At 72.6% G+C, this 13,951-nt stretch carries 15 protein-coding genes; 7 read left to right on the top strand and 8 right to left on the bottom strand.

Annotated features, from left to right (window positions below; translation table 11 throughout):
• Positions 1 to 18: 18 nt before the first annotated feature.
• From ACIPTO_RS37455 to ACIPTO_RS37435, 5 genes are all read right to left on the bottom strand, one after another.
• On the bottom strand, positions 19 to 255 hold the full coding sequence (locus ACIPTO_RS37455; RefSeq protein WP_366321803.1) for a DUF6213 family protein: 237 nt from the start codon (positions 253 to 255) through the stop codon (positions 19 to 21).
• A gap of 25 nt (positions 256 to 280) precedes the next feature.
• On the bottom strand, positions 281 to 1,666 hold the full coding sequence (locus tag ACIPTO_RS37450; protein ID WP_401199538.1) for an NADP-dependent succinic semialdehyde dehydrogenase: 1,386 nt from the start codon (positions 1,664 to 1,666) through the stop codon (positions 281 to 283).
• 74 nt (positions 1,667 to 1,740) lie between these two features.
• Entirely contained in the window at positions 1,741 to 2,217 is a 477-nt protein-coding gene (locus tag ACIPTO_RS37445) for an NUDIX domain-containing protein (protein ID WP_401199536.1), read from the bottom strand.
• The gene (locus ACIPTO_RS37440; protein ID WP_401199534.1) at positions 2,214 to 3,752 is read right to left on the bottom strand and encodes an ATP-dependent DNA ligase; all 1,539 of its coding nucleotides are present in this window, start codon (positions 3,750 to 3,752) and stop codon (positions 2,214 to 2,216) included. Before ACIPTO_RS37440 ends, ACIPTO_RS37445 begins: the two co-directional genes overlap by 4 nt.
• Before the next feature lie 113 nt (positions 3,753 to 3,865).
• Positions 3,866 to 4,825, bottom strand: coding sequence for an NAD(P)/FAD-dependent oxidoreductase (locus ACIPTO_RS37435; RefSeq protein WP_401199532.1), 960 nt, complete (start codon positions 4,823 to 4,825; stop codon positions 3,866 to 3,868).
• Between the two features lie 78 nt (positions 4,826 to 4,903).
• On the opposite strand from ACIPTO_RS37435, the gene ACIPTO_RS37430 reads away from it, so the two are divergent.
• From ACIPTO_RS37430 to ACIPTO_RS37405, 6 genes are all read left to right on the top strand, one after another.
• Positions 4,904 to 5,485 carry an XRE family transcriptional regulator gene (locus ACIPTO_RS37430; protein WP_366321793.1) on the top strand — a complete coding sequence of 194 codons (582 nt, stop codon included), beginning with the start codon at positions 4,904 to 4,906 and terminating at the stop codon, positions 5,483 to 5,485.
• An 89-nt stretch (positions 5,486 to 5,574) separates the two neighbouring features.
• Entirely contained in the window at positions 5,575 to 6,576 is a 1,002-nt protein-coding gene (locus ACIPTO_RS37425) for an NADPH:quinone oxidoreductase family protein (protein WP_366321791.1), read from the top strand.
• Entirely contained in the window at positions 6,573 to 7,775 is a 1,203-nt protein-coding gene (locus ACIPTO_RS37420; RefSeq protein WP_401199530.1) for an acyl-CoA dehydrogenase family protein, read from the top strand. Before ACIPTO_RS37425 ends, ACIPTO_RS37420 begins: the two co-directional genes overlap by 4 nt.
• Positions 7,772 to 8,845: an acyl-CoA dehydrogenase family protein gene (locus ACIPTO_RS37415; RefSeq protein ID WP_401199528.1), complete on the top strand. Its 1,074-nt coding sequence runs from the start codon at positions 7,772 to 7,774 to the stop codon at positions 8,843 to 8,845. Before ACIPTO_RS37420 ends, ACIPTO_RS37415 begins: the two co-directional genes overlap by 4 nt.
• Before the next feature lie 179 nt (positions 8,846 to 9,024).
• Positions 9,025 to 9,888: a phosphatidylinositol-specific phospholipase C/glycerophosphodiester phosphodiesterase family protein gene (locus tag ACIPTO_RS37410; RefSeq protein WP_401199526.1), complete on the top strand. Its 864-nt coding sequence runs from the start codon at positions 9,025 to 9,027 to the stop codon at positions 9,886 to 9,888.
• Positions 9,889 to 10,013: 125 nt separating this feature from the next.
• Entirely contained in the window at positions 10,014 to 10,208 is a 195-nt protein-coding gene (locus tag ACIPTO_RS37405; protein WP_366321783.1) for a hypothetical protein, read from the top strand.
• 78 nt (positions 10,209 to 10,286) lie between these two features.
• Here ACIPTO_RS37405 and ACIPTO_RS37400 read toward each other — a convergent pair whose 3' ends face one another.
• From ACIPTO_RS37400 to ACIPTO_RS37390, 3 genes are all read right to left on the bottom strand, one after another.
• Positions 10,287 to 11,525: a phosphodiester glycosidase family protein gene (locus ACIPTO_RS37400; protein ID WP_401199524.1), complete on the bottom strand. Its 1,239-nt coding sequence runs from the start codon at positions 11,523 to 11,525 to the stop codon at positions 10,287 to 10,289.
• A gap of 75 nt (positions 11,526 to 11,600) precedes the next feature.
• Positions 11,601 to 11,960, bottom strand: coding sequence for a DUF779 domain-containing protein (locus ACIPTO_RS37395; RefSeq protein ID WP_366321780.1), 360 nt, complete (start codon positions 11,958 to 11,960; stop codon positions 11,601 to 11,603).
• Between the two features lie 198 nt (positions 11,961 to 12,158).
• Positions 12,159 to 12,704, bottom strand: a complete 546-nt coding sequence (locus ACIPTO_RS37390) for an EF-hand domain-containing protein (RefSeq protein WP_366321778.1) — start codon at positions 12,702 to 12,704, stop codon at positions 12,159 to 12,161.
• Between the two features lie 285 nt (positions 12,705 to 12,989).
• Here ACIPTO_RS37390 and ACIPTO_RS37385 point away from each other — a divergent pair, with 285 nt between their 5' ends.
• Positions 12,990 to 13,886 (top strand): NAD-dependent protein deacetylase, encoded by an 897-nt coding sequence (locus tag ACIPTO_RS37385; protein WP_401199521.1) that lies wholly within the window; start codon positions 12,990 to 12,992, stop codon positions 13,884 to 13,886.
• Positions 13,887 to 13,951 lie beyond the last annotated feature (65 nt).

Genomic DNA, 13,951 nt, shown 5'->3' with positions numbered 1-13,951 from the left:
GCACCCGCACGCGCCGAACTACGAGCCGCCCCCACTGCTGTGCGCGATGCACGCGACGTCGATCCGGTCCGCCAGCTTCGCGAGCTCGATGGTCAACGCGGCGACCGTGTCCTCGTCGAGGCCGCCCTCCCCGGCCTCGACGAGGTGCAGCCACCGGCCGCCGACGGTACGCAGGAGCTTGCTGACATCGGCGGCAGCCACCTGAAGGGTTCCGCGGTCGTCGACGATCAGAGGCAGAGTCACTTCGCGGTTCACACAGGGGATCGTAGCCGCGGAACGCTCACGCTCCGTGCCATACCGTGGTGATGTTGCAGAACTCGCGGATTCCGTGGCCCGACAGTTCCCGCCCGTACCCGGACCGTTTCACCCCGCCGAACGGGAACGCCGGATGCGACGCGGTCATCCCGTTGAAGAAGACCCCGCCGGCCTCCAGGTCCCGTACGAACCGCTCGGTCTCCGCCTCGTCCCGCGTCCACACGTTGGAACTCAGCCCGAACGGCGTGTCGTTGGCGAGGAGGACGGCCTCGTCGAGGTCGGCGACCCGGTACAGGGTGGCGACGGGGCCGAACGTCTCCTCGCGGTGGACGCGCATCTCGCGGGTGATGTCGGTGAGGACGGTCGGCGGGTAGAACCAGCCGGGTCCGTCCGGCCGGGCACCGCCGCACAGCACGGTCGCGCCGCTCTCCACGGCGTCGTCGACGAGCTCCTCCAGATCGCCGCGGCCCGCCTCGCTCGCGACCGGTCCGACCTCGGTCCCCTCCTCCAGCGGGTCACCGACCGTGAGCGCCTTCATGCCGGCCACGAACCGTTCGGCGAAATCGTCGAAGACGTCCGCGTGCACGATGAACCGCTTCGCGGCGATGCACGACTGCCCGTTGTTCTGCACGCGCGCGGTCACCGCGGTCCGCGCCGCCCGCTCGATGTCGGCGGACGGCATGACGATGTACGGGTCGCTGCCGCCCAGCTCCAGCACCGTCTTCTTCACCATGTCCCCGGCGACGGACGCGACGGCGCGCCCCGCGGGCTCGCTGCCGGTGAGGGTGGCCGCCCTGACCCGTTCGTCGCGCAGGATCTCCTCGACCGCGCCGGAGCCGACCAGCAGGGTCTGGAAGGCGCCCTCGGGGAAGCCCGCGCGGTGGAACAGGTCCTCCAGGTAGAGGGCGGTCTGCGGGACGTTCGACGCGTGCTTGAGCAGCCCGACGTTGCCCGCCATCAGCGCGGGCGCGGCGAAGCGGATCACCTGCCACAGCGGGAAGTTCCACGGCATGACGGCGAGGACGGGACCCAGCGGGCGGTAGCGGACCAGGGCGCGTGCGCCGCCCGAGTCCTCGACGTCGGCCGCGGCGGGCTGCTCGTCGGCGAGGAGTTCCTCGGCGTGGTCGGCGTACCAGCGCATCGACTTCGCGCACTTGGCCGCCTCCGCGCGGGCCTGCTTGACCGGCTTGCCCATCTCCGTGGTCATGATCCGGCCGATGTCCCGCTGGTCCTCGTCGAGCAGGTCGGCGGCCCGGTGCATGAGCCGGGCGCGCTCGGCGAAGGCGGACGTCCGGTAGGTGCGGAAGGTGGCCTCGGCGAGCTGGAGCCGGCGCTCGATCTCCTCGGCACCCATGGCCTCGTACGTCTTGAGCGTCTCGCCGTTGGCCGGGTTGACCGTCGCGATGGGCATGGCTGACCTCCTGGAGCGGGCTGTGCTTCGACCTTCCCGCGCGGTGCGGGGGACCGCAACGCGTACGCGGCCCGTCAGCCCGAGTGCTCGGCCAGCCGGTCGAGAAACGTGGCCTGTGCCGTGACGACGACCTCCCGCGCCCGTTCGAGACTCAGCCACTCCACGCGGTCCAGCTCGGGGAACTCCTGGATCCGCCCCGACTTCGGCGGCCACTCCATCCGGAAGGTGCCCGGCACCATCGCCGCGGGGTCGAGGTCCGCCTCGATCGCCCACGCGGTGACGAGCTTGCCGTTGGCCTGCCGCACCTCGCCCAGCTCGATCGGCTCGCCCTCGGGCGGCGCGATCCCCAGCTCCTCCCGGAACTCGCGCCGGGCCGCGTCCCAGGCGGGCTCGTCGGGCTGGTACTCGCCCTTGGGCACGCTCCACGCACCCGCGTCCCGGTGCCCCGAGAGCGGGCCGCCCATATGGCCGAGCAACACCTCAAGCCCCCGGTCGGTGTGCCGGAACAACAACAGCCCGGCGCTCCGTTTCCCCCACGCGTCCCCGCTCACGGCTTCACCTCCGGATGCGCCGCCAGCAACGTCTCCACCGAGTCCGCCTCCTCCGCCCGCTTGTCCTCCCGGTACCGCACGACCCGCGCGAACCGTAGCGTGACGCCGGCCGGGTACCGGCTCGACCGCTGCAGACCGTCGTACGCGATCTCCACGACGAGTTCGGGCCGTACGGTCACCACATGGCCGTCGCTCGCCACGGCCAGCTCCTGGAGCCGCTCGGTCTGCCAGGCCAGCAGGGCGTCGGTCAGGCCCTTGAAGGTCTTGCCCAGCATCGCGAAGGAACCGTCCGGACTCCGGGCGCCCAGATGGAGGTTGGAGAGTCTGCCGGTACGGCGGCCGTGGCCCCACTCGGCGGCCAGGACGACCAGGTCCAGGGTGTGGACGGGCTTCACCTTCAGCCAGGAGGCGCCCCGGCGGCCCGCGTGGTACGGGGCGTCGAGCCCTTTCACCACGACCCCCTCGTGACCGCGCTCCAAGGTCTCGGCCAAGAAGGCCTCCGCCGCGGGGATGTCCTGCGGGCCGGACACGAGAGTGCGGCGGACCCGCATCGGCTCGGGCACCAACCGGGCCAGTTCCGCGTGCCGTTGGGCGAACGGGAGGTCCAGCAGGTCGCGGCCGTCGACGGACAGCGCGTCGAAGAACACGGGGGAGACCGGGACCGTCTCGGCGGCCGTGGCCACGTCCACCCGGGAGCCGACCCGGCCGGCCGTCTCCTGGAACGAACGGGGCCGCCCGTCCGCGTCGAAGGAGATCACCTCGCCGTCCAGGATGAACCGCTCACCCCTCAACTCCAGTGCGGCAGACGTCAGTTCGGGCAGCCGCTCGGTGATGTCGTCGAGGGTGCGGGTGTAGATCCGTACGGCCTCGCCGTCGCGGTGGACCTGGACGCGGATGCCGTCGAGCTTCTCCTCGACCGCGCAGTCGCCCAGCTTGCCGACCGCCTCGGCGACGGAGGTGGCGCTGTGCGCGAGCATCGGCAGGACCGGGCGGCCCACGGTCAGCCGGAAACGGCCGAGGGAGGCGGGCCCCTCGGCGAGCAGGGCCTCGGCCACCGCCGGGAGCGAACCGGCCAGCATCACGGCCCGCCGAACGTCCGCCGCCGGCACGTCGGTCGCCTGGGCCAGGCCCTCCACGGCGACCGCGTCGAGCGCCCCCTGCCGGACCTCACCGGTGATGAGCCCGAAGAGGAAGCGCTGTTCGCCGGCGGTGGCCGCGCCCATCAACTCGCCCACCAGACGGGCGCGTTCAGCCTGCGAACCGGCGCCCGACACGGTGCTCAGAGCGGTGAGCCGGGCGTCCGTCTCGCGCACGGTGAGGGTGGGTTCGGCGGCCGGTTCGACCTCCTGGCCCAGCACCTTCCAGCCGATGCCGAGCCGCCCCTGCGGGAGCCGGCCCGCCAGATAGGGGATGACGATCGGGACGTCGTCGGCCTCCGCGTCCCGGAAGAGCTCCGCGAGCAGAGCGATCTTCCGGGACCGCGCCGAGGTGGCGGCGACCTCCTGGGACACCTGCGCGAGCCGGGTCAGCAGCATGCAGCCATCGTGCAACGGAGGCGGCCGGTCCACACCCGGACGGCCGCGATGCCCGTACGGACGCGGGCCCGCCCCGGGTGCGCGCGGTCGCACGTGCACGCCCGTGGTCGTGTCTATGTGCCTACGGTCGCGTCGAGGTCGGCCATCAGCAGGTCGCCGTTGATCGTGGCGCCCGCCCGGTACCCGGCGGAGGCCGCGTTCACGACCTGCTCCGCGAAGCCCATCGCGTTGCCCACCGCCCAGGCGCCGGGCACGGTCGTCAGGCCCGTCGCGTCGACCACCGGGTACGCGCCGAACGGGGTCTCCTGCAGCTCGGCGCCCAGCTTCTCCAACAGGCCGGTCCGCGGGACCGCCCGGGGCGCGACGAACACCGCCTCGCGGGGGTGGGTGGTGCCTCCCTCGGCGGAGGTGCCCCCGGCGACCCGCACGCCGGTGAGGCGGTCGTCCTCGACGACCAGTTCGGTGACCGTGCCGGGCACCACGGCGACCCCGGCGGCGGCCAGCCGGCGCAGGTCGTCGTCGGTCAGCTCGGACTCGGCGACCGTGTGCAGGAACAGGGTCACGTCCTTCGACCACTGCGAGACCATCAGCGCCTGGTGCACGCTCAGCGGAGTCGTCGCGAGCACCCCGAACGCCTGGTCCCGGACCTCCCAGCCATGGCAGTACGGGCAGTGGATCACGTCCCGCCCGAAGCGCTCGGCGACCCCGGGGACGTCCGGCAGCTCGTCCTTGAGCCCGGTGGCGACGACGATCCGCCGCGCGTGCACGGTCTTCCCGCCGGCCAGCACCACGGCGAAGTCGTCGCCCTTCGTGACGTCCACCACCGAGTCGCGGACCAGGTCGACGCCGTAGCGCGCGATCTCCTCGCGGCCCAGGGCCAGGAACTCGGCCGGGGACATGCCATCCCGGGTCAGATAGCCCTGCATGTGCGCGGCGGGCGTGTTGCGCGGTTCGCCCGCGTCGACGACCAGCGTGCGGCGCCGGGACCGGCCCAGCACCAGGGCGGCGGAGAGCCCGGCCGCGCCGCCGCCGATGACGACCACTTCGTAGGTCCCGGTGTGTGTCTCGGTCATGGTGACCACCTCCACCCCCGAAGGTCGCGCGCTCCTGCCGTATTGACAAACGTGTTTGCCGAAACTGCAATGTCGGTCATGAACGACGACACGGACGAGGTACTCGCGGAGGTCGGACCGAGGCTGCGCCGCATCCGCAAGGAGAAGGGCGCGACCCTCGCCGGCCTGTCGGAGACGACCGGCATCTCGGTCAGCACGCTCTCCCGGCTGGAGTCCGGGCTGCGCAGGCCGAGCCTGGAACTGCTCCTCCCGATCGCGCGCGCCCACCAGGTCCCCCTGGACGAACTGGTCGGAGCCCCGGCGGTCCGCGACCCCCGCGTGCGCGCCGAACCGATCGTCCGGGGCGGTCGCACCCACTGGCCGCTGACCCGCCAGCCCGGCGGCCTCCAGGCGTACAAGGTCCTGGAGCCGCAGCGGAAGGACGAGCCCGACCTGCGGACGCACGAGGGCTACGAGTGGCTGTACGTGATGTCCGGACGGCTGAGGCTGAGGCTGGGCGAGCACGACGTGATCCTGGGCCCGGGCGAGGCCGCCGAGTTCGACACCCGGGTTCCCCACTGGTTCGGCTCGACGGGCGAGGGCCCGGTGGAGTTCCTGAGCCTGTTCGGCCCGCAGGGGGAGCGGATGCACGTCAGGGCGCGACCGAAGAGGGAGCAGTGACGTACGCCGCCCCCTGTTCCCCATCGGCAAGCGACCGCTTAGTATGCAGCTGACCCCGGTCAGACAGAGCAGTCCCGTGGAGGCCCCGCATGCAGGCATGGCAAGTGCACGAGAACGGCGAGCCGAGTGAGGCGATGCGCCTGGCGGAGGTGGCACGACCCACGCCGGGCGAGGGCCAGGTCCTGCTGAAGGTACGCGCCGCGAACCTCAACTTCCCGGACGTCCTGATGTGCCGGGGCCAGTACCAGGTCAGGCCGCCCCTCCCGTTCACCCCCGGCGTGGAGATCTGCGCCGAGACCGAGGACGGCCGCCGCGTGATCGCCAACCCCGTGCTGCCCCACGGCGGCCTGGCGGAGTACGCCGTCGCGGACGCCGCGGGCCTGCTGCCCGCCCCCGAGTCGCTGGACGACGCCGAGGTCGCCGCGCTCCATGTCGGTTACCAGACGGGCTGGTTCGCCCTGCACCGCCGCGCCCGCCTGGAGGCCGGCGAGACCCTCCTCGTGCATGCCGCGGCCGGCGGTGTCGGCAGCGCGGCCGTACAGCTCGGCAAGGCGGCCGGTGCCACGGTCATCGGTGTCGTCGGCGGCGCCGACAAGGCCGCCGTGGCACGGGAGTTGGGCTGCGACGTCGTGATCGACCGGCGTACCCAGGACGTCGTCGCGGCCGTCAAGGAGGCCACCGGCGGGCGCGGGGCCGACGTGATCTACGACCCGGTCGGCGGAGACGCCTACACGCAGTCCACGAAGGTCGTCGCCTTCGAGGGCCGGATCGTCGTCGTCGGCTTCGCGAGCGGCACGATCCCCAGCCCCGCGCTCAACCACGCCCTCGTGAAGAACTACTCGATCCTGGGCCTCCACTGGGGCCTGTACGCCACCAAGAACCCGAAGCTGATCCTCGACTGCCACGAGCAGCTCACCGAACTCGCCGCCCGAGGTGTCGTCAAGCCCCTGGTGAGCGAGCGGGTGCCGCTGAGCGGTGGCGCCGCCGCCCTGCAGCGGCTCGCCGACGGCGTCACCACCGGCCGGGTCGTCGTCCTGCCGTCGCTGGACGCGGCACAGGCCGTCGCGCTGGAGAACGGAGCCGCCGCATGAGCGAAGAGACCACCGGAGCGGCCGCGGCCGAACTGCGCCGCCGCACCCAGGAGTTGCTGGCCGCGCACCCGCCGCTGGAGACGGACGGGCAGGACTTCCTCAAGGCCCGCTTCGACGCGGGTCTGGCCTGGGTGCACTACCCCGAGGGACTCGGCGGACTCGGCGCCCCGCGCGCCCTCCAGGCCGTCGTGGACGCCGAGTTGGAGGCGGCCGGGGCTCCCGACAACGACCCGCGCCGGATCGGCATCGGCCTCGGCATGGCCGCGCCGACCATCCTCCGCTTCGGCACCGACGAGCAGAAGAGCCGCTTCCTCAGGCCGCTGTGGATCGGTGACGAGGTCTGGTGCCAGCTCTTCAGCGAGCCGGGCGCCGGGTCGGACCTGGCCGCGCTCGGGACGCGCGCGGTGCGTGAGAGCGGGGGAGACTGGATCGTCAACGGGCAGAAGGTGTGGACGTCGAGCGCGCACCTCGCCCGCTGGGCCATCCTCATCGCGCGGACCGACCCGGACGTGCCCAAGCACGCGGGCATCACCTACTTCATCTGCGACATGACCGACCCGGGCGTCGAGGTCAGGCCGCTGCGCCAGATCACCGGCGAGGCCGAGTTCAACGAGGTCTTCCTCACCGACGTCCGCATCCCCGACGCCCATCGCCTCGGCGAGGTCGGCGACGGCTGGCGGGTCGCGCAGACCACGCTGATGAACGAACGCGTCTCCATCGGCGGCATGCGCATCCCGCGCGAGGGCGGCATGATCGGCCCGATCAGCCGGACCTGGCGCGAGCGACCGGAGCTGCGGACCCTCGACCTCCACCAGCGCCTCCTCAAGCTGTGGGTCGAGGCCGAGGTGGCCCGCCTCTCCGGCGAACGGCTGCGCCAGCAACTCGTCGCCGGCCAGCCCGGCCACGAGGGCTCCGGCATGAAACTCTCCTTCGCCCGCCTCAACCAGGAGATCAGCGGCCTGGAGGTCGAACTCCGCGGCGAGGAAGGCCTGTTGTACGACGACTGGACCATGCGCCGGCCAGAACTGGTGGACTTCACCGGCCGCGACGCCGGCTACCGCTACCTCCGCTCCAAGGGCAACAGCATCGAGGGCGGGACCAGCGAGGTCCTGCTGAACATCGTCGCCGAGCGCGTCCTGGGCCTCCCGGCCGAGCCGCGCACCGACAAGGACGTCGCCTGGAAGGACCTCGCCCGATGACGGATCTGCTGTACTCGGAGGAGGAAGAGGCGCTGCGCGCCGCCGTCCGGGACCTGCTCACCGACCACTGCGACGCGGCGAGCGTGATCGCCCGCACCGAGTCGGACGCCCCGCACGACCTGTCCCTGTGGAAGTCCCTCGCCGACGGCATGGGCCTCGCCGGTCTCCTGGTGCCCGAGGCGAAGGGCGGCCAGGGCGCCACCCACCGCGAAGTCGCCGTCGTCCTGGAGGAGTTGGGCCGCGCGGTCGCCCCCGTCCCGTACCTCACGAGCGCGGTCGTCGCCACCGAGGCCCTTCTCGCGTCCGACGCGGACGACCTCCTCGCCGAGCTCGCCTCGGGCCGGAGGATCGGGGTCCTCGTCGTCTCCCTGAGCGTCGCGCCCGGCGGCGCCCACAAGACGGTACGGCTCGAAAACGGCTCCCTGCATGGTGAGTTGACCGGCATCGCGGACGCGGCCGCCGCCGACGTCCTGCTGGTGCCGGGCGACGACGGCGGGCTGTACGCCGTCGACGCTGGCGCCGTGACCGTCGTACCGCAGGTGTCCCTCGACCTGACCCGGCCGCTGGCCCGCGTCGTGTTCGACGGAGCCGCCGGACGCCGGATCGGGGACGCCGGACCCGCCGTACGGCGTGCGCTGCGGGCCGGGGCCGGGCTGCTCGCGTCCGAACAACTCGGCCTCGCCGACCGGACGTTGACGGAGACCGTGGGGTACCTGAAGGAGCGCAAGCAGTTCAACCGGCCGGTCGGCGGGTTCCAGGCGCTCAAGCACCGGCTGGCGCAGCTGTGGCTGGAGGTGGTCAGCCTGCGGGCCGCCGCGCGCCATGCGGCCGACGCGCTCGCGACCGGCGAGGACACCGATGTGGCGGTCGCCGTCGCACAGGCCTACGCGGCCGCCGTCGCCGTCCACGCGGCCGAGGAGGCCGTCCAGTTGCACGGCGGCATCGGCATGACCTGGGAGCACCCGGCCCACCTCTGCCTGAAGCGGGCCAAGGCCGACTCGATCGCCTACGGCACCGCGGGCGCCCACCGCGAGGCACTGGCGGAACTGGTCGATCTGCGCGCCCCCTGACCGCCGGTCGTCCCCGCGGTGAAGCCCGTCCCACCTGGGGCGGGCTTTTCCGCGCGCTCCCGCCGAAGGAGTGAACAAGCGAGGGCGGTCCGGCCAACTCCTGGCATGTACAGGTTCGTTGGAGTGCTCACGGCCTCATACTCCCTGTGGTTCTGACCCGCCCCACACGGAGGAACACCATGGCCCTCATCACCCGCCGCAGAGCGCTCACCGGGCTCGGCGCCACCCTCGCGGCCGTCCTCGCCCCGCCAGCGGGCAGCGCGTTCGCCGGCGAACAAGGCCACCGCCCGCGGCCGTTGTGGCGCGCCCACGCCCACAACGACTACGAGCACCCCCGCCCCCTCTTCGACGCCCTCGACCACCGCTTCGGCAGCGTCGAGGCCGACATCTTCCTCGTCGGCGACCAACTCCTCATCGGTCACGACGCGTCCGAACTCGACCCGAGCCGCACCCTCGAATCCCTGTACCTCGAACCACTCTCCGCCCTTGTGAAGGCCAACCACGGCTCCGTGTACCGGGGTTGGCACAAGTCGCTGCAACTCCTGATCGACATCAAGACCGAGGGCTCCTCGACGTACCTCGAACTCGACCGCCATCTCCAGCGCTACCAGCACCTGTTCACCACCTACGCCCACGGACGCGTCCACCCCGGCGCCGTCACCAATGTCATCTCCGGCGACCGCGCCGCCCGGATCCCGATGGAGGCGCAGACCGTGCGCCGCGCCTTCTACGACGGCCGGCTCGCCGACCTCGGCGGCCCGGCGCCCGCCTCCTTCATCTCGCTCATCAGCGACGACTGGCAGGCCAACTTCACCTGGCTCGGCACCGGCACCTTCCCCGACGCCGAGCGGCAGAAGCTGCGCTCCGTCGTCCGGCAGGCGCACGCGCACGGGCAGACCGTACGGTTCTGGAACACCCCCGACGCGGCGGGCCCCGCCCGTGACGCGCTGTGGGCCGAACTGTTCACCGCCGGTGTGGACTTCCTCAACACCGACGACCTGGCCGGCCTGGAAGCGTTCCTGGACGCGCGCCGCACGGCGTGAGACCACACGGACGGTCACCACACGTTCGGGGGACACGTCGGTAGCCCGGATGAACCCTCCGCTACGCCACACTTGCGGCCGAACGCCGTGAAACAGACATGGCGGCGTGGCGGAGGAGGGTGACGATGGCCATTTCCATCTCTGTGGTGCTGCTGCTCCTGATCCTTGCGGTGATCTTCACGCGCAGCGGCGGGCTGAAGCTCTCCCACGCGCTGGTCTGCGCGCTGCTCGGATTCTTCATGGCGAGCACCAGCATGGCGCCCACGATCCACAGCGGCCTGACGGCCACCGCGGACCTGGTGAGCGGCCTGCGACCGTGAGCCCGGCCGATCGGTCGGACGGTCAGTCGGCCGGCCGGTCGGTCAATCGGTCGGACGGTCAGTTGGTCGGCCGGCCGGTCAGTTGGTCGAGAAGACCCCGACACCGTTCGGTACGGGGCGTTCGGCGCCGCCGCTGGGGTGGTTCCGGACCGTGACGGCCGGCGCGCCGGCCGCGCGGGCGACCAGGGTCGTCGAGCCGCCGCCGTCCAGACTGAAGGCGTCCACCGAGCCCAACTTTCGCATCTGGGCGGCGACTTCGGCGATCGTGAGGCCGCTGCGGTAGGCGACCGCGCCGTCCGTCGCGAACAGCACCAGACGGTGACCGCCGTCGGCGATGCCCACGGCGGTGCGCACGGCCGAGGTCCTGTCGTCGAGACCGGCCAGCGGCTGACCGTGCCGCAGCACCGGGTAGCCGCCGATGGCGAAGCGGTACGGCACCCGGGACCGCGACGCCACGAGCCGGTGCCACACCTGGACCCGCTCACCCTTGAACAGCTTCCGCAACCGCTGCGCCCCCGCCTCACGGCCGACCAGGACGGTGGTGCCCGCGGCGATGGCACCCCGGCCGGGAGTGTTGGAGACCGACACGACTCGGCCGCCGCGAACCGCGACCTCATAGGTGTCCGTACTACAGCCGGCGGCCCGGTCCGTGTCCGAGCCGCAGGTGGCGCGCATCCGGGAGACAGTGCCCCACTGCGAGGTGAACGCGCCGACGGAGTTCTCCGGCAGCGCGTACTGGTTGAACCCGCCGAGCGCCAGCCCTCCGTGCGGGGTGCGGACCGCCCCGTTCAGGGCGAGGCTGTCCAGCCGGGCGACCCGGTCGACGCCCACACCGAGCACCTCCCGGGTGTTCGTGCCGGGCGGCAGAGCGGGCCCGAAGCGCTGGCCGTCCGGCACCGCCCCCTTCAGCGCGACACCACCGGCGATCGCCGGTCCGTCGGTGGCGCCGGTGGCCTCGACGCCCGGGTGCTGGGTCTCGGTGATGTCGAAGAAGTCACCGTTGACGCCCGCGACGGCGTGGGCCGAGTCGGCGAGCCGGGACACGGGCTCCCGGGCCCCGACCGCTCCCGGGTACAGCAGGTTGACGCGCACATGGGCGTTGCGCAGGTCGACGGCGACCACATGCGCGTGGGTCACACCCTTGGCCGCCGTGATGTCGAACTGCTCGTAGGTGACACCCGGCGCGAGCCGCGTCACCCCCGGCGCGGCGACGGCCGGCGCCGCCCCGACCAGGGCCGCACCGGCCAGCGTGCCGCATGCCGTGAGATACGCGAGTACGGATCTGCCTGCTCTCGAACGTGCTCGACGGTGCGTCACGGAATCCCCTGATGTCTCGTCAACTCTCTCTGGTCTCAGGGGAAGTGCAGCAGATCGTGGTGACCGGTGGGGCTCCTAGGCGCCGACTACACGGGAACGGGTGAGAAAACGCACCCCCTCGGGTGCCTCCAGCGAGAAACCGCTGCCGCGCCCTGCTACGACGTCCACGATCAGCCGGGTGTGGCTCCACGCCTCGTACTGGCTGCGCGACATCCAGAAGCTCACCGGCTCCGGCACGCCGTCGACCTCCAGCTCGGCGAGCAGCACGTCCGAACCGCCGGTGCGGAACTCGCCCTCCGGGTAGCACATGGGCGCGCTGCCGTCGCAGCAGCCGCCGGACTGGTGGAACATCAACGGGCCGTGCGTCGAATGGAGTTGGCGCAGCAGGTCGGCCGCGGCGGGGGTGAGTTCGACGCGCGGGGTGGTCTCGTCCATGTCAGCCGTCCCAGGGAGCCGGTGGGGTGGTCCAGGTGCCCCAGCGCATCACACCCAAGGTTGCGAGAGGGTTGCGCGCCGCCCGGCCGGACGGGGAGAACGGCGGTGGGCCCGTCGCCGCGAGCGCGACAGCCGAGGGTGGGCGCTCCGCGACCGGGCCGGAGGCCGTCGTACGGGAACTCCCGCCGCCGCCGTCTCTCACCCGGCGGTGATCGGGCCGCACATCAGGTTGCCGGGTTCGGTGGGGTCGTCGCTGATCCAGAACTGGGCCCAGAGCGCGGCGAACTCGGGACGGCTGAGGTAGCCGTCGGCGTCCTGGTCGAGGCGGTCGAAGACGCCGTCGGTCTCCACGGGCCGCCCGTGCCAGGTGTCGACGAGGCGCTGGTGCTCGTCGCGCGAGATGCGTCCGTCGGCGTTCTCGTCGACCGCGTCGAAGATGGTGTCGGCGGTCGCGGTGACGGCGTCGGGGATGGTCGGCAGGTGGTCCACCATGGCGAGGATGTCGTCCAGGTCGATCCGGCCGTCCCGGTCCGTGTCCACCGTCTCCGACAGATGCCGCCACCAGCCCTTCAGTACGCCGTCCACGCGGGCCGCCAGTTCCGAGCCCTCCCTCCGCACGCGCGGCAACCGGCCCCAGCGGTCCGCCAGGGCCACGAAGTCCGCCTCCTCCAGATAGCCGTTGCCGTCCGCGTCGAACGCCTCGAACATGGCCCGGAGCTTGGTCCGCTGGAACTCGCTGGACATCACGTGTCTCCTCGCTCGCAGTACTGCGGTGCTGAGGACATGCTTTCCGCGCCCGGCCGCCCCGCAACGGCGCGCACGCTCACTACGGCGGGCGGCCGAGCGTCCGCGCGCCCGGTCGATGCGCTGGGCGCCGGTCATGGGTCGCGGGTCGCACGGGAGCCCAGGTGCCCGGGGCGGACGGGTGCCCGGGGCGAACGGCGGCTCGCGGCGGACGGAAGGCGGAGGGCCGTACCCCGCGACCTTCACGCCCGCCGCGAGCCGCCGCCGATTTCGTACCCTTGCGGCATGCGCATGCGCCCCACCCTGAGCTGGACCCCGACGACGGACCTGCTGCCGGGCACCACCGATCTGGAGCCGGTCGTCGACGCGCTGAGCGCCGGCGGTGTGCTGGTGCTCAGCGGGGCGGGCATCTCCACGGAGTCGGGCATCCCCGACTACCGGGGCGAGGGCGGGAGCCTGAGCCGGCACACCCCGATGACCTACCAGGACTTCACCGCGAGCGCGGACGCCCGGCGCCGCTACTGGGCGCGCAGCCACCTCGGCTGGCGCACCTTCGGGCGGGCCCGCCCGAACGCGGGACACCTCGCGGTGGCCGCCTTCGCCCGGGACGCCCGTGTCTCGGGTGTGATCACCCAGAACGTCGACGGCCTGCACCAGGCCGCCGGCAGCGAGGGCGTCGTGGAGCTCCACGGCAGCCTGGACCGGGTCGTGTGCCTCTCCTGCCGTGCCATGAGCCCGCGCCGTGAACTCGCCCGGCGCCTGGAGGCCGAGAACCCGGGCTTTGACCCGGTCGCCGCCGGGATCAACCCGGACGGCGACGCGGACCTCACCGACGCGCAGGTCGGGGACTTCCGGGTGGTGCCGTGCGCCGTCTGCGGGGGCGTCCTCAAGCCGGACGTGGTGTTCTTCGGCGAGGCGGTTCCGCCGCGGCGCGTCGAGGACTGCCGGCAGCTGGTCCGGGAGTCGGCCGCGCTGCTGGTCCTCGGCTCCTCGCTGACGGTGATGTCCGGCCTGCGGTTCGTCCGCCAGGCGTCGCAGGAGGGCAAGCCGGTCCTGATCGTCAACCGCGACCCCACCCGCGGCGACCCGCACGCCGTCACCCGGATCGCCCTGCCGCTGGGCACGGCCCTGACCGCCGTCGCCGAGCGGCTGGGGATCCCGGTCGGTGGGGCGGCGGACTGAGGCGGGCGGGACGGTGGGGGTGAGGCTGCGGCCCGCCCCCGGAAGGCGCGTTCCACGTCTTCCCC

The organism is Streptomyces sp. NPDC090083, assembly GCF_044747445.1.
Classification (GTDB): Bacteria; Actinomycetota; Actinomycetes; order Streptomycetales; family Streptomycetaceae; genus Streptomyces.
The sequence above is the reverse complement of the archived record's forward strand: the minus strand, read 5'-3'. Positions and strand labels throughout refer to the sequence as shown.